15 protein-coding genes and 1 pseudogene are annotated in these 15,249 nt (G+C 62.0%); 5 read left to right on the forward strand and 11 right to left on the reverse strand.

Annotation, left to right across the window (positions count from 1 at the left end):
- Positions 1-247: 247 nt before the first annotated feature.
- Entirely contained in the window at positions 248-1,312 is a 1,065-nt protein-coding gene (locus GFM02_RS10430) for a sensor histidine kinase (protein ID WP_168321607.1), read from the forward strand.
- Positions 1,313-1,338: 26 nt separating this feature from the next.
- On the opposite strand, the pseudogene GFM02_RS35700 reads toward GFM02_RS10430, so the two are convergent.
- A pseudogene (locus GFM02_RS35700) lies at positions 1,339-1,464 on the reverse strand (endonuclease domain-containing protein); the annotation flags it as partial.
- 68 nt (positions 1,465-1,532) lie between these two features.
- Between GFM02_RS35700 and GFM02_RS10435 the strand changes: the two are divergent.
- The 3 genes from GFM02_RS10435 (at position 1,533) to GFM02_RS10445 (ending at position 5,101) form a co-directional block, all read left to right on the forward strand.
- On the forward strand, positions 1,533-2,084 hold the full coding sequence (locus tag GFM02_RS10435; protein ID WP_168321608.1) for a DUF924 family protein: 552 nt from the start codon (positions 1,533-1,535) through the stop codon (positions 2,082-2,084).
- A 103-nt stretch (positions 2,085-2,187) separates the two neighbouring features.
- The gene (locus GFM02_RS10440) at positions 2,188-4,722 is read left to right on the forward strand and encodes a mechanosensitive ion channel family protein (protein WP_168321609.1); all 2,535 of its coding nucleotides are present in this window, start codon (positions 2,188-2,190) and stop codon (positions 4,720-4,722) included.
- Positions 4,723-4,834: 112 nt separating this feature from the next.
- Positions 4,835-5,101, forward strand: a complete 267-nt coding sequence (locus GFM02_RS10445; RefSeq protein WP_017994411.1) for a hypothetical protein — start codon at positions 4,835-4,837, stop codon at positions 5,099-5,101.
- 21 nt (positions 5,102-5,122) lie between these two features.
- Here the strand turns inward: GFM02_RS10445 and arsK are convergent, their stop codons facing one another.
- Genes arsK through GFM02_RS10475 form a run of 6 tightly spaced genes read right to left on the reverse strand, consistent with a single transcriptional unit; the run spans position 5,123 to position 9,049 of the window.
- Entirely contained in the window at positions 5,123-6,355 is a 1,233-nt protein-coding gene (gene arsK, locus GFM02_RS10450) for an arsenite efflux MFS transporter ArsK (protein ID WP_168321610.1), read from the reverse strand.
- The gene (gene arsH / locus GFM02_RS10455; RefSeq protein WP_168321611.1) at positions 6,352-7,077 is read right to left on the reverse strand and encodes an arsenical resistance protein ArsH; all 726 of its coding nucleotides are present in this window, start codon (positions 7,075-7,077) and stop codon (positions 6,352-6,354) included. Before arsH ends, arsK begins: the two co-directional genes overlap by 4 nt.
- Positions 7,052-7,474 carry an arsenate reductase (glutaredoxin) gene (gene arsC / locus GFM02_RS10460; protein WP_020050407.1) on the reverse strand — a complete coding sequence of 141 codons (423 nt, stop codon included), beginning with the start codon at positions 7,472-7,474 and terminating at the stop codon, positions 7,052-7,054. Before arsC ends, arsH begins: the two co-directional genes overlap by 26 nt.
- The gene (locus GFM02_RS10465; protein WP_168321612.1) at positions 7,471-8,166 is read right to left on the reverse strand and encodes an MIP/aquaporin family protein; all 696 of its coding nucleotides are present in this window, start codon (positions 8,164-8,166) and stop codon (positions 7,471-7,473) included. Before GFM02_RS10465 ends, arsC begins: the two co-directional genes overlap by 4 nt.
- A complete protein-coding gene (locus tag GFM02_RS10470; protein ID WP_168321613.1) occupies positions 8,166-8,696 on the reverse strand; it encodes an arsenate reductase ArsC in 531 nt (176 codons plus the stop codon). Before GFM02_RS10470 ends, GFM02_RS10465 begins: the two co-directional genes overlap by 1 nt.
- Positions 8,693-9,049 (reverse strand): ArsR/SmtB family transcription factor, encoded by a 357-nt coding sequence (locus GFM02_RS10475; protein ID WP_131663569.1) that lies wholly within the window; start codon positions 9,047-9,049, stop codon positions 8,693-8,695. The genes GFM02_RS10470 and GFM02_RS10475 overlap by 4 nt, the downstream gene beginning before the upstream one ends.
- A gap of 42 nt (positions 9,050-9,091) precedes the next feature.
- Here GFM02_RS10475 and GFM02_RS10480 point away from each other — a divergent pair, with 42 nt between their 5' ends.
- A complete protein-coding gene (locus tag GFM02_RS10480; RefSeq protein ID WP_020050403.1) occupies positions 9,092-9,613 on the forward strand; it encodes a DUF6428 family protein in 522 nt (173 codons plus the stop codon).
- Positions 9,614-9,641: 28 nt separating this feature from the next.
- Here the strand turns inward: GFM02_RS10480 and GFM02_RS10485 are convergent, their stop codons facing one another.
- Genes GFM02_RS10485 through GFM02_RS10500 form a run of 4 tightly spaced genes read right to left on the reverse strand, consistent with a single transcriptional unit; the run spans position 9,642 to position 15,179 of the window.
- On the reverse strand, positions 9,642-10,094 hold the full coding sequence (locus GFM02_RS10485) for a DUF411 domain-containing protein (protein WP_020050402.1): 453 nt from the start codon (positions 10,092-10,094) through the stop codon (positions 9,642-9,644).
- A gap of 56 nt (positions 10,095-10,150) precedes the next feature.
- Positions 10,151-13,321: an efflux RND transporter permease subunit gene (locus GFM02_RS10490; protein WP_168321614.1), complete on the reverse strand. Its 3,171-nt coding sequence runs from the start codon at positions 13,319-13,321 to the stop codon at positions 10,151-10,153.
- Positions 13,318-14,763, reverse strand: a complete 1,446-nt coding sequence (locus GFM02_RS10495; protein ID WP_348643959.1) for an efflux RND transporter periplasmic adaptor subunit — start codon at positions 14,761-14,763, stop codon at positions 13,318-13,320. The genes GFM02_RS10490 and GFM02_RS10495 overlap by 4 nt, the downstream gene beginning before the upstream one ends.
- Complete coding sequence (locus tag GFM02_RS10500) at positions 14,760-15,179, reverse strand: FixH family protein (protein WP_205930251.1); 420 nt, start codon at positions 15,177-15,179, stop codon at positions 14,760-14,762. The genes GFM02_RS10495 and GFM02_RS10500 overlap by 4 nt, the downstream gene beginning before the upstream one ends.
- Positions 15,180-15,249 lie beyond the last annotated feature (70 nt).

The following is a 15,249-nucleotide window of genomic DNA, read 5'->3' on the forward strand; positions in this document are numbered from 1 at the left end:
GTTCATGCATCTCATTTCAGGTTTTTCGTTTCCCCATCTCCTTCAACGACTTCCACAGGGATCCTCCCCAGGCCAGGGTCATGTTCTGAAAATGCCGGCTTCCCGACATCCTCCTTCCGCGCCGCCTGCGACAAGAGCGAGGGATAACCGCTGTTTACCCCAGGCGGCCAATGCAATACGACATTGCCATGCGGACGACTCGGACGCTTGCGGGCGGTCGTCGCGCGAGAGAACGCCGGGAGACCGAATGAGCAATGCTAGCGGCGATGCGGATGCCCTGATCCACATCCTCTATATCGACGACGACGAGGGTCTCGCCCTTCTGATGCAAAAAAACCTGCGTCGGCGCGGCTTTTCGGTCGAGTGGGCCGAGAGCGGCGCTGCCGGTCTTGCGAGACTGGGCGAGGGCGGTATCGACGCCGTCGTGCTCGATCATGTCCTGGCGGGCGAAACCGGCCTCGACATTCTGCCCAGCATCACTGCGATACCGGATCATCCGCCGGTCATCTATGCGACAGGTTCGGACGATACCAGCATCGCGGTCGCCGCGCTGAAGGCCGGCGCCGACGATTACGTGCTGAAGGGGATCTCAGCCGATTATTTCGACCTGCTCGCCGCCGCCCTCGAACAGGCGCTGGAGCGGGCGCGTTTTCGCCGCGAGACGGCGCAGGCGCAGCAGGTGATTCGCCAGCAGCGCGACCTTGCCGAAATGCTGCTTGCCGAAGTCAATCACCGCATCGCCAACAGCCTCGGCCTCGTCGGCGCGCTGATCCGCATGCAATCCTCGATGACCACGGACCAGGTTGCGATCGACGCGCTGCACGAAACGCAGATGCGCATCAACGCCATCGCCAGCGTGCACCGCCGGCTGTATACCAACCGGCAGGTCGGCTCGGTGCAGGTCGACGAATATCTGAACAGCCTGCTCACCGAACTCGAAACCTCGATGCGCGACGACAAGCGGCCGCACCGGATCGTCCTCACCGCGCAGCCGGTCAATCTGGCGACCGACAAGGTGATCACACTCGGGCTGATCGTCAGCGAACTCGTCACCAATGCCTTCAAATATGCCTATCCGGACAACGTGCCGGGTGAGATCCGCGTCATCGTCGACCAGACGGACGGGGCATTGCGCGTCATCGTCGAGGATGACGGCGCCGGTTTCGACCCGTCGAGCCCGGCCAGGGGAACCGGCCTCGGCACACGCATTCTGACGGCCATGGCCGCCAGCCTGAAATCGGATTTCGCCTATGACCCCGGCCACGACGGAACCAAGGCGACGCTGGTGTTTTCGTTGCATGAGGGGAAGTAGAAAGTGCAGCCTAGGGTGTGCCGTGTGGCCCCCTCATCCGCCCTACGGGCACCTTCTCCCCAAGAGGAGAAGGGGGAAGGAGACGTCGCCGCGAATCTCTTCTCCCCAGCGGGGAGAAGGTGGCGGCAGCCGGATGAGGGGGCTACCGGCACGGTGTTATCCCTTTTTCTACAATAATTTACCGAAACTGCATTAACAAGCCTAACGCTAGGGGAGGAACATGACGACGATCCGTACGCCGATAGAGGTCTATGATTTCTGGTTCGTCAGATGCGGCCAGGAGCTGTGGTTCCGCTCGACGCCGGAACTCGACGTGGAGATCCGCGAAGGCTTTCGCGATACCCATCTGGCCCTTGCCACGGATGTTGGCGCCGAATGGCGGGCGGATGCGGAGAGCCGGCTGGCGGCTGTGATCGTGCTCGACCAGTTTCCCCGCAACATCTATCGCGGCACGCCGCTTGCCGTTGCGACCGACGGGCTGGCGCTTCGCGAAGCCAAGCTCGCACTGGCATCCGGCGCCGATCTGTTGGTAGAAGCCGCATGCCGCACCTTTTTCTACATGCCCTTCGAACATGCCGAAGACCTTGGCGAACAGGAGCGATCGGTGGAACTGTTCACCGCGCTTGGCGATGAAGAATATCTCGATTATGCAATCCGCCACCGCGACGTGATCGCCGCCTACGGCCGCTTTCCGCACCGCAATGCCATGCTCGGACGCGAGTCGACGGCTGAGGAATGCGACTATCTCTCCCGGCCCGATGCCGGTTTCTGAGGGTCTCCAGGGAGCTTCCGCCTTTCTGTCGCCTTTCTGTCGCCTTTCTTTACTAAGACAAGCTGGCATTCTATTCCGACGACAACCTTTCCCGGAGGCGCTTTTGCGGCTGAGACCGATCCTGCTTCGCACCATTCTTCTGCTGACGCTGGCGGTCGCCGGCGCGCATTTCAAGGGTGCTGCGGCCTTCGCACAGGAGCCGCAGGCACCGGCGGCGGTGCAGGCGCCGCTCGCCGATACGCCGTTCGACCAGGCGACAAAGGAGATCGACAAGGCGAAGGTCCAGCTGAGCGCGCTTCAGGACGGCGTCAAGCAGAATGCCGACAATGACGATGCCCTGGTCGGGCTTGCGACCAAGGCCGACGAACTCAGCCGCGCCGTCATCACCATATCGGTCAATCTCAGGCCGCGTTTCGACCAGATCAAGAACCGGCTTGCCGAGATCGGCGATCCGCCGAAGGATGGGCAGCCGCCCGAAGCCGAGATCGTCACCCAGGAGCGCAACGCTCTCGCCGCCGAACGCGCGCAGATCAACGCGCTGACGGGCGACGCCGAAAACCTGTCGATCACGGTGACGAAGCTCGTCAACGAGATCACCGAGATGCGGCGGCGGCTGTTTGCCGATACGCTGCTCAGGCGCACAGAGATTTCAGTCTCGGTGCTCGACGATGCCGGCAGCGCCTTCGTGCATGAGGCCCGCGAATTCTCGCAGGCCCTGTCGAGCTGGGCCGCTTTCGTCTGGAAATTCAAGCGTTTCCCGATGTTTGCCGCGATCTTCCTGTCGCTCGCCTCGGCGCTGATCCTACTCTCCGGCAGTTACCGGCTGTTCGGCTCCTACCTGCGACGCGACGAGGCTGTCGAGAACCCGTCCTATATCGGCCGGCTGTCGATCGCCTTCTGGTCGACGTTGATCCGCACGCTGGCGCTCTCGGTGCTGCTCGTCACCTCCTTCTTTTTCCTTAACGGGTTCAATGTGCTGAGGCCCGATATCGCACCTGTCATCGGCGCGCTGTTCGGGGCGATCGGCCTCGTCTATTTCGTCGGCCGCTTCGTCAATGCCATCTTCGCGCCGCACGAACCGCGCTGGCGCCTCGTTCGGCTTTCCAATCTCGGCGCGCGCTCGATCGGCTACTGCCTGCTGGCGATGGCGATCGTCAATGCGCTCGATTATCTGTTCGGCACGATCGGCGAGGCGATGGGCTCGCCGCTCGTGCTGACCGTGGTCAGAAGCCTGATTGCCGCGCTGATCATCGGCCTGATCCTGATCGCGGTCTCGTTCGGCAAGCCGATGCTGGCGAAGAACGGCGATCCCGATGCGCCGGGAAGGCATTGGCCGCGCGGCATGGCGATCATCCTGCGGGTCGTCGGCGCCGGCCTCATCCTCACCGCACTGACCGGTTATGTCGGGCTCGCGCGCTTCGTCGCCACCCAGCTCATCATCACCGGCGCGGTCGTCGTCACCATGTATGTCGGCCTGCTTTCCGGCAAGGCGATATCAAGGCAGGAAAGCTTCGGCGACACCTTCTTCGCAAGCTTCCTGACGCGCCGCTTCAAGCTCGGGCCGGTGGCGATCGACCAGGCCGGCCTGCTTGTCGGCCTTGCCATCTATGCGGTGGCGCTTCTCGTCGGCATCCCGCTGATCCTGCTGATGTGGGGCTTCCATGTGCAGGACCTGCAGATTCTTGCCTACAGGCTGTTCACCGAGGTCAGGCTCGGCGGTATCAGCATCTCGCTGCTCGGCATCTGCACCGGCATTCTCCTGTTTGCCGGCGTCTATCTGCTGACGCGCTGGCTGCAGCGCTGGCTCGACGGCAATGTCATGGCAAGAAGCCATGTCGATCTCGGCGTGCGCAATTCGGTCAAGACGGGCATCGGCTATCTCGGCGTCGGCATCGCGGCGATCATCGGCGTTTCGGCGGCCGGCATCGATCTGTCGAGCTTCGCGCTCGTTGCCTCCGCACTTTCGGTCGGTATCGGTTTCGGCCTGCAGAACATCGTCTCCAACTTCGTCTCCGGCCTGATCCTGCTCGTCGAACGGCCGTTCAAGGTCGGCGACCATGTCGTTTCCGGCACAGCCGAAGGTATCGTCAAACGCATTTCGGTGCGCGCCACCGAGATAGAGACCTTCCGCAAGCAGTCGATCATCGTTCCGAATTCGGAGTTGATCAACGGCCTCGTCGGCAACTGGACACACCGCAACAAGATCGGTCGCTCGGAAATTCCGGTTTCCGTCGCCTACAACGCCGATCCGCAGCAAGTGATGGACATCCTGCTGGAACTGACGGCGAAGATACCGCTGGTCATGCGCAATCCGGAGCCGCATGTCGAATTCCTGCGCTTCGGGCCCTATTCGCTGGATTTCGAGTTGCGTTTCTTCCTCGCCGATATGGGTGACGGCATGGCGGTGCGCAACAATCTCAGGATCGAGATCCTTAGGCGCTTCAAGGCCGAGGGCATCGAGATCCCGCTGCCACAGACCGATCTTACCATCCATCGAGAGGCTCGTCCCGCGCTTGCAGATGCGGGCAGGGTTCAACCCAACGAGCAGGAAAACTCGGCGGACACGCCCATGGAGGAGGAGGAGCAGCCGGTGCGGCAGTTGCGCAGCAAGACGGCAGACGGCAATCGGAAAGGCTGAACGGGTCATTCAGCCATCATTCACAGCTATGTGTGCATGATCTCCACTATCGGGATCGCTGCCGGGGGCAGCACCGATCGTTCGAGGGGAGGGCGCGCCAGCGCCGCCGTACATGATGGCAAGATTTGCCGCCGTTCTGCTTGTCCCGCTGCTTGCCGCACCTGCGGCTGAAGCGGCATCCATCACCAACACCGATCCAGCCGCCGTCGTGCTCGTCATCACCGAGAGCGGCCAGCGCGTCGAGGTCGTCGTCGATGCCGGCGCTTCGGAAAACCTCTGTGCTTCCGGCTGCTTCATGACAACGCCCGACGGCGACCGCATCGGGCTCGATGGTGGCGAGACGATCGACATCGTCAAGGGCTCGGCCGTCGTCAAGTAGCGCCTGTCCTGATTAACCCGCTCAAGCTTCTCGGGGATTGGGAACAGTTTCCGGCCGGGCAACCGGGCGCGTCAGCCGTATGATGGCGAAGAATGCGGCAACGGCGATGGTGCTGAGCAATGCAGCGATCGACAGCGACCATGATACGCCGAGATTGCCCATCAGGAGGGCAAGTGCAAACGGCGCCATCGAGGAGACGACGAGACGAACCGACATGATTTGTCCTTGCCGCCGGCCGTAGCCATCGCTTCCGAAGAGCGCGAGCGGCAAGGTTCCGTAGACGATGCTGTTAAGGCCCGAGCCGAGGCCGAAGACGACGGCGAAGACCAACGCGCCGGGCACCAAGGGTGCGGTGGCGATGAGGATGACAAGGGCTGCCGGAAGCAGGATGGCGCAGATGATCGCCAGCATCACTTGCGAAAAGCTCTCGCCAAAGACCATGTTGACGAGGCGGCTCAGCACTTGTGACGGGCCGAAGAGCGTTCCGACCACCACCGCCATGGCGCCGAGGCCGAGGGCCGACATAACAGGCACCATGTGAACCAGAAGCGCCGAGTTCACAAAGCTTTCCAAAGCAAAGCCCGTCACCATCAGGATAAAGGCCGGCCTGCGCACCGATGGCGGAAGGCTCGGCTCGACGCGTTTTGCAGCCTTCTCTCCGGTCCGTCTCCTGGTTTGGCTGACCCCACGGGAGAGCCAGGCATGAATGGGAAGGCAGACCATGAGATTGAGCGCGGCGAAGATCAGATAGACGTTCTGCCATGAGAGATGCGCATGCAGCGCCGTGGTGATCGGCCAGAAAATGGTTGAGGCGAAGCCGGCGATCAGGGTCAGATAAGTGATGCTGCGCTGGGCGACCTGCGGCCTGATCTGCACCAGCAGGGCGAAGGCTGCGCCATATTGCACCAGGTTCGAGGCGATCCCGATGCCGATCAATGCCGCGACGAAAGCGATCTTTCCCGGCGCGAAGGCGCAGGCGACGAGGGCGGCGGCGGCAATCGCCGAGCCTGATGTCATGATCCTGCCGGCGCCGAAGCGATCGATCCACGTGCCCATGAGAGGTGCGGCCAGACCGCCGATCAGAAGGGCCGCGGAGAGCGCGCCGAAGATCCATTCCGATGACCAGCCCAGATCACGGGCCATGTCGGGAGCGAGGATGCCGAAGCTGTAATAGAGCGATCCATATCCGATGATCTGCGTCAGCCCGAGTCCGGCGATGGCCGCTACCGGCGGTCGTTCGGTGCTGATTGTCATAGGGATCGGAGGCTCACGCGCTGTTCGAGCTTTTCGACTTCCTCCTTCCGCTCGCTGTAACGGTCGGTCAGATGGTTCGAGGCATCACGGGTCAGCAGCGTGAACTTCACCAGTTCCTCACAGACGTCGACGACGCGGTCGTAATAGGACGAGGGTTTCATACGGCCGTCCGCGTCGAATTCTTGGAAAGCTTTGGCAACCGAGGACTGATTGGGAATTGCGATCATCCGCATCCATCGTCCAAGGATGCGGAGTTGGCTTACCGCATTGAAGGACTGGGAGCCGCCGGAGACCTGCATCACCGCCAGCGTCTTGCCTTGCGTCGGCCGGACCGAGCCGACCGACAATGGAATCCAGTCGATCTGCGCTTTCATGATGCCGGTCATCGCGCCATGACGTTCGGGGCTGACCCATACCTGGCCTTCAGACCATGCCGACAATTCACGCAGCTCCCGAACTTTCGGGTGGCTCGCCGGCGCCGCATCAGGCAGCGGCAGACCTTCCGGATTGAAGATGCGCACTTCGCAGCCGAAATATTCGAGCAGCCGCGCCGCCTCCTGTGCGAGGAAGCGGCTGTAGGACACTGCTCGCAGCGAGCCATAAAGGATCAGGATGCGCGGCTTGTGGGTCGAGAACGCCGGCCTGAGCGCATCCATATCCGGTTGACGCAGATGCATCGGCGATACGGCAGGCAGATCAGACAATGCGCTTGCCTCCGGCATCGAGCACCTTCTCGCCGTCCTCCTTGGTGAAGGCGCCCTGATGCGTTTCCGGCAGGATTTCGAGGACAAGTTCCGACGGCCGCGACAGGCGCGTGCCGACAGGGGTGACGACGAAAGGCCGGTTGATCAGGATCGGATCTTTCAGCATCGCGTCGAGCAATTGCTCGTCGGTAAGATCGGGGTTGTCGAGACCGAGTTCGGCGTAGGGTGTATCCTTCTGGCGAATGGCATCGCGCACGGTGAGGCCGGCATCGGCGATCATCCTGACCAGCTCCTCACGTGACGGCGGGGTTCCCAGATAGTCGATGATATCAGGTTCGATGCCGGCATTGCGGATCATCGCAAGGGTGTTGCGGGAGGTGCCGCATACCGGGTTGTGGTAGATGGTAACTTTCATAGTTTTGCCTCTGACGATAGCGTTGATGACGCGCCCGGCTGCAGCAGCCACGTGAACAGGAAAAGGGCTGCGACCGCGCCTGATATTTCGGCGATCCAGAAGCCTGGAAGATCGACCGGGCGAATGCCGGAGAAGGTGTCGGTCAGCGAGCGGGCCAAAGCGACGGCAGGATTGGCGAAGGAGGTCGAGGCGGTGAACCAGTAGGCGGCGGTGATATAGAGCCCGACCAGCCACGGCACCGCCTTCTGCTCGAACTTGATGCCAGCGAGGATGACCGCGACCAGACCGAAAGTGGCAACGCCTTCCGAAAACCATTGCGCGCCGCCGGTGCGCATCTTGCTCGACAGCTCGATCAGCGGCAGGGCAAACATCAGATGGGCGGCGACGGTCCCGACGATGCCGCCGAAGATCTGCGCGGCGATATACCCGGCGAGATCGCGTTTCGCCAGCGTCCGCGACATCGCAAAGATCAGCGAGACTGCCGGGTTGAAATGGGCTCCGGAGATCGGCCCGAGCACGGTGATCAGCACCACCAGGATGGCGCCGGTCGCCAGCGTGTTGCCGAGCAGGGCAAGTCCCGTATCCTCGGTCAATGATGTCGCCATAATGCCGGACCCGACGACGGTCGCGACCAGCATGGCGGTGCCGAGGGCCTCAGCGACCAGACGGCGCGTCAGATCGAACGGTACCATCAGTCGGCCGTCGCCGGTTTTGCGGTCGTACCTTCCATGGCGCCGATCTGACGCAGGTGCGATTCCAGCGCCAGCTTGTCGATCGATGTCAGCGGCAGGCTGAGGAAGGCCATGATCCGGTTCTTGAGGAAGCGGGCGGCCTGCGCGAAAGCGCGGCCTTTGTCGACTTCGCTGCCCTCGACCGCGGCCGGGTCCTCGACGCCCCAATGGGCAGTCATCGGATGGCCGATCCAGACCGGGCAGGCTTCGCCATGGGCGGTGTCGCAGACGGTGAAGATGAAATCCATCTCCGGCGCACCAGGCTCGGCGAACTCGTCCCAGCTCTTCGAGCGGAAGCCGGTTGCGGGATAACCGAGCGCCTGCAGCTCCCTCAGTGCCAGAGGATTGACCTCGCCCTTCGGCTGGCTGCCGGCCGAATAGGCCTTGAACCGGCCCTTGCCTTCGGTCTCCAGGATGGATTCCGCCAGGATCGAGCGGGATGAATTGGCAGTGCAGAGAAAAAGCACGTTATAAACGCGGTCTGTGGTCATTGCAGTTCCTCCTTGGTTGCAGGTGCACAGCATGCGGCGACGGCAGCAGCCGGGGCGCATATCTCCGGGTTACCGCCGCAGCAATCCTCCATCAGAAAACGGATCAGGCCGCCGAGCGCTTCGTAATTGGCGGTGTAGATGATCGAGCGGGATTCCCGCTGCTGGGCTATCAGGCCGGAGCGTTCCAGCTCCTTCAGATGGAAGGAGATGTTGGATGGCGAAACCTCCGCCTTTTCCGCGATAGATCCTGCCGCCATGCCATCGGGGCCTGAGACCACGAGCATGCGGATGATGTGCAGGCGCGTTTCCTGCGAAAGTGCGCCGAATGCGATCAAGGCTTGACGTTGATCCATATTTCAATAATCCTTGAATCGTTGAAACGAGGATTAGCGCAAATGAACGCCATCGACAACAGCAAAATTCAGGCGGACGACATCAAGCTTGGCCTGCTGCTCAACATACTCGCCGGTGAAAGAGACACGCCGCTGGTTTTCTATTACGACGGCCAGCCGGTGAAGCCCGGTTATCATATCACCGAGGTCAAGGCGGGCCAATTCTCCGCGCTCGATTGCGGCGCCAATCCCGAGGCCTGGACGGAGATCTTCATCCAGCTCTGGGATATTGATGAGGACGATCGCACGCATATGCCGGCCGGCAAGTTCTATTCCATCATCCGCAAGGTGACGGAACATGTGCAACTGGACGATTCGGCCAAGCTCACCTTCGAAGTCAGCGACGGCGTGCGGCCGATGCAGCTCTATTGCGCGGCGATGCCGGTTCTTCGCGCCGGTGCCGTGCATGTCGAGCTTTCGCCACGGCCGGCAAGCTGCAAGCCGCGCGATCGCTGGCTCGCTGGGGAAAGCTCTGCGACGACGTGTTGCGGTCCGAGCGCTCGCACAAAGGCGTGCTGTAGTTAAGATTCGCTAGGATCCAACTCCACTACGTCTATTTCGGACGTACCGATTGATAGATCTGCGGCGTTCCGGCTCCCTTTGGGACCGCGAACACATCATAGGAGGCCTGCGGATCGTTGCCCATGCCGAGCGAGCCGGAGGGCATTCCGGGAACTGCCAGGCCGGCGATATCAGGCTTCTCGCGGAGCATCCGATGGATTGCCTCCAAGGGAATATGCCCTTCCAGATATTTTCCTTCCACGACGCCGGTATGGCAGCCCTGCACGGCGTCCGGCACGTTGTACCTCGCCTTGATGGCAGACAGATCGGTGGCGTCCTCGACCGTGACTGAGAAGCCGGCCTTCGTTAACGCATCGGCCCAGGCATGGCAGCATCCGCAATTCGGATCCTTGTAGACGGTGACGCCGGTAGCCGCCTTCGCTGTGCTACTCATCATGACGGCGACGCATGTGGCTGCACCGCTTATGAACGCTCTCCTGTTCATCTGTTTTCTCCCTTTGCGAGCATCGAGGATGAGCCCGCAGGCCTGTCCTTCTTATCTCATTCGGCAGCCTGCAGTTCACCCGATTGATCGGCGGCGGCAGCAGCGCTTTCCGAAGCGGCTGGCAGTCGCCACCCCTTGATCAATCCGTAGACGGCCGGAATGACGATCAGCGTCAGCAGCGTCGAAGACACCATGCCGCCGATCATCGGCACGGCGATGCGCTGCATGATCTCCGATCCGGTTCCAGTTCGCCAAAGGATCGGAACGAGACCCGCCATGATGGCGACGACGGTCATCATCTTCGGTCGGACGCGCTCGACCGCGCCGACCATGATCGCTCTGTTAAGGTCCAACTTCGAGAAGGCGCGGCGTTCCTTTTCGCAGGCCTCGCGCTGCTCTTTCAGGGCGTGGTCGAGGTAGATCAGCATGATCACGCCTGTCTCAGCCGCAACGCCCGCGAGCGCGATGAAACCGACGGCGACCGCCACCGAGGCGTTGAAGCCCATCCACCACATCAGCCAGATGCCGCCGACGAGCGCGAATGGCAAGGACAGCATGACGATCATCGTTTCCGTCAGCGCCTTGAAGTTCAGATAGAGCAGCAGAAAGATCAGCGCCAGCGTCAGCGGGACGACAACGGCGAGCCGCGCCTCGGCCCGTTGCAGGTACTCAAACTGGCCGCTCCAGGCGACCGAATAGCCGAGCGGCATCGTCACCTTCTCGGCGACGGCCTGCTGAGCCTCCGCCACATAGCCGCCGAGATCGCGGTTGGCGATGTCGACGTAGATGTAGACGGCGAGCTGACCGTTCTCCGTGCGAATGGTCGTCGCGCCACGGGTCAGCTTGACGTCGGCCACTTCACCGAGAGGCACCGTTCCTCCGCCCGGCAGCGATATCAGCACATCCCTGGCGATCGACTGTGGATCGCTACGGGACGCCCGTGGATATCGTATGGCCACGCCATAACGCTCGCGGCCCTCGACGGTCGATGTCACGACCTCGGAGCCGAGCGCCATACCGACGACATCCTGAATGTCGTTGATGGTCAGCCCGTAGCGGCCGAGCGACGTCCTGTCCGGGACGATGTCGAGATAGTAGCCGCCGATCACACGCTCCGCATATGCGCTCGACGTTCCGGGGATCGTTTTCAGCACGGTCTCGATCTGCCGGGCGACCTTCTCCATTTCACCGAGATCGGTGCCGTAGACCTTGACGCCGACCGGCGTCCTGATCCCGGTAGACAGCATGTCGATGCGGGCGCGGATCGGCATCGTCCAGGCATTGGAGACGCCGGGAAATTGCAGAGCAGCGTCCATCTCCTGTTTCAGGCTTTCGGTGGTGACCCCCGGCCGCCATTCCGACTTCGGCTTTAACGTGATGATCGTCTCGAACATTTCCGTGGGGGCCGGGTCGGTTGCGGTCAGTGCACGACCCGCTTTGCCGAAGACGCTCTGGACTTCGGGGAAGGACTTGATGATCCGATCCTGCGTCTGCATCAATTCGGCTGCCTTGGTCACCGATATGCCGGGCAGGGTGGTCGGCATGTACATCAGCGTGCCCTCGTCGAGATTGGGCATGAACTCGCTGCCGATGTGCTGGGCGGGCCAGACGGTCACTCCAAGGATGACAAGCGCCGCGAGGATCGTCAGCGTCTTCACCCTGAGAACGCCTGAAATGACCGGACGGTAGATCCAGATGAGGAACCTGTTCAGGGGGTTCTTGTGCTCTGGGACGATGTATCCCCGAACGAAGAGGATCATCAGTGCCGGCACCAGCGTCACCGAAAGCAGCGCTGCGGCCGCCATCGAGAAGGTTTTGGTGAAGGCGAGCGGGCCGAAGAGGCGTCCCTCCTGCGATTCCAGTGTGAAGATCGGCAGGAACGAGACGGTGATGATCAGCAGGCTGAAGAACAGCGCCGGACCGACTTCGCTCGCCGCCTCGACGAGGATTTCTACGCGTGGCTTGTCAGGCGGCGCGCGTTCGAGATGCTTGTGGGCGTTCTCAATCATCACGATCGCCGCATCGATCATCGCGCCGATGGCGATGGCGATGCCGCCGAGACTCATGATGTTCGCCCCGAGACCGAGCATCCGCATGGCGATGAAGGCGATCAGGATGCCGACAGGCAACATGATGATGGCAACCAGCGCACTTCGCACGTGGAGAAGAAAGGCGATCGTCACCAGCGCCACGACGATCGATTCCTCGATCAGCGTCCCTTTCAGGGTCTCGATGGCGGACTCGATCAAGGCCGAGCGGTCGTAGACCGGAACGATCTCGGTGCCAGCGGGAAGGCCGCCCTTGACGGAATCCAGGCTCTCCTTGGCGTTATCGATGACCGTCAGGGCATTGGCCCCGAACCGCTGCAGGACGATGCCGCTTGCGACCTCGCCTTCGCCGTTCAGTTCGGTGATGCCGCGCCGTTCGTCCGGAACGAGTTCCACCCTGGCGACGTAGCTGAGCTTCAGCGGCACGCCGTTCTGGCTCCTCAAGACGATGTTCTCGATATCGGGTATGCCCTTGAGATAGCCGCGACCGCGTACCATGAACTCGAATTCGGAAAGCTCGACAGTACGGCCGCCGACGTCGGTGTTGCTCGCACGGACTGCGTTCGAGATGTCATCGAGGGAGACGCCCTGCGCCTTCAGCCGAGCCGGATCGACAACGATCGAATACTGTTTGACAAAGCCACCAACACTTGCCACCTCGGCCACGCCTTCGGACTTGGAAACGGCGAAGCGCACCACCCAGTCCTGCAGCGACCGCAATTCCGCGAGCGACAGTTGCTTGGCGACCACCGCATACTGGTAGACCCAGCCAACGCCGGTTGCATCCGGGCCGAGCGTCGGGGCGACGCCCTGCGGCAGACGGCTCTGGGCGGCGTTCAAATATTCCAGCACGCGGCTGCGCGCCCAATAAGGATCGGTGCCGTCGTCGAAGATGACGTAGACGAAAGAAACGCCGAAGAAGGAGAAGCCCCTGACGACCTTCGACTTCGGCACTGTCAGCATCGACGTCGTCAGCGGATAGGTCACCTGGTCCTCGACAACCTGCGGGGCCTGGCCGGGATATTCGGTATAGACGATGACCTGGATATCGGAGAGATCGGGAATGGCGTCGAGCGGCAGGGACCGCAGAGCGTAGACGCCGCCTGCGACGGCGAGTGCTGCGCCGACAAAGATCAGGACGAGATTGTGGGCGGACCACGAGATGACGCGAGAGATCATGGTTTGGCCTCCTCTTGCGTCATGGCGCTCAGCGCGGAATTGAGGTTGCTTTCGGCATCGAGCAGGAAATTGCCGGCCACGACCACCTTGTCGCCGGCGGCGATGCCTTTGGTGATTTCTGTCTGGTTTTCGCCCTGAACCCCGAGCGTGACGTCCTTCGGCTCGAATTGACCATCGCCTTTGTCGATGAACACGACCCGGCGATCGCCCGTATCGATGACGGCGCTGTTAGGGACGGCGACGACAGGGTTCGGTGCTCCGGCCTCGATCTCGACGTCGGCATACATGTTGGCCAGCAGTACGCCATCCGGATTGGGAATCTCGATGCGGACCTTTGTCGTTCGCGTCTGTGTGTCGACGTCGGGATAGATCAGGTCGACGACACCCTTGAACGTCCGGCCGGGAAGACTTCTGACCGTTACGTTCACCTCGGCTCCGCTGCGGACCGAGGCCAGATCATATTCCGGCACGCCTGATATCACCCAGACGTTGGAGGTATCGGCGATGCGGAACAGCACGTCGCCGGGTTTGGCCATCATGCCTGCCGTCGCCATGCGTTCGAGGACGACCCCATCGCGCGGCGCGACATAACCGATGCTGGCCGGCACCTGCCGGCTCCGCGCGATCGTATCGATCGCCTCCTGGGGAACGCCGAGGTTTTTCAAGCGCAGCGCGGAACCCACCTCTCCGTTCCCGCGGCCGCCATCTCTCCCGGCCGCGTATTCGGAGGCCGCAGTGGCGATGTCCTTCGAATAGAAGCTGAAGAGGCTCTGGCCTTTCCTTATGCGGTCACCGGTGGTGACATTGGCGACGTCGTCGACGAACGAATCCGTCCGCATCGAGATGACGCTGACGAGCCGCTCGTCGAGGACAATGGTGCCAGGCACCTCGATCTTCCTGCTGATGCTGGCCATTTCCGCGGTGGCCGTCTTGACGCCCGTGCGCTGCAGCTTGCCGAGCGAGAGCTTGACGGTCGAGGCGTCGCCCTGATCACCCTCGTAGACCGGGATATAGTCCATGCCCATCGAGTCCTTTTTCGGCACCTTCGACGTGTCGGGCAGGCCCATCGGGTTTCGATAGTAGAGAAGTTTTCCTGTCGCCGGCGCGGTTGCGGACGATGTCATGGTCGTTTCCGTTTCGACCGGTTTTGGTGCTGCGGTGTCGGCGAAGCTTAGATCCTGACTCGCATGCACGGCGACGAATGGCCGGCCATCCTCTGTATTCTTCGGCGTCGCAGAGAATTGCGGGAGGCCGTCCGGATGGCGATAGCAAATGATCGCGCCGGTTGGCACGGCCAAGGAAGCTGCCGGCGTAGCGAGCGCCGTTTCGGCGAAGGAAAGGCCGAGGTGCGCGCCAAGATCGTTCGTGCCAGCCCAATAGCCTCCCCCGCCGACCAATACGGCAAGGGAGAGCGTGGCCGCCACACGCGCTGGCGTGTTCACGGCGCTGCCTTGAGGACGAGTTCGCCCTCGACAGTGTCCGGTTCGCCCTGGACTTTGGCGGCAAGCTTGAAGCGCCAGCCACCCGCCATGGTAAAGTCCGTCTTAAAGGCATAGACACCGGGTTCCGTGGAGGCGGCGGCCTCGACGGGTGTCGTCATCATTTCCATGCCCTCGGGAGCCATGTCCATGCGGGTGGTGAAGATGACCGCGTCGGGAACGGGCTTGCCCGTGCGCTTGTCAACGAGGCGGACGGAGACCAGCGATCCCTGGCCCTGCTTGACGTCGGTCGAAACCGGCTGGAATTCGTAGTCCTGTGACGCGGAGAAGGACGCTGTGGCGGATCCGACAATCAGCACGCCGGCGAGGAGAATCGCTCCCGCGGAAAAGATGGTCTTGTTCATAATATCTGATCTCATTGGGATAGGCGCTCAGGCCGCATCCTCAGTCATAAATTGATTGCCGCAGGTCCCTGAAAGATGCGCGAAG

The sequence above is a fragment of the Rhizobium leguminosarum bv. viciae genome, assembly GCF_012276115.1.
GTDB classification, from domain to species: domain Bacteria; phylum Pseudomonadota; class Alphaproteobacteria; order Rhizobiales; family Rhizobiaceae; genus Rhizobium; species Rhizobium leguminosarum_T.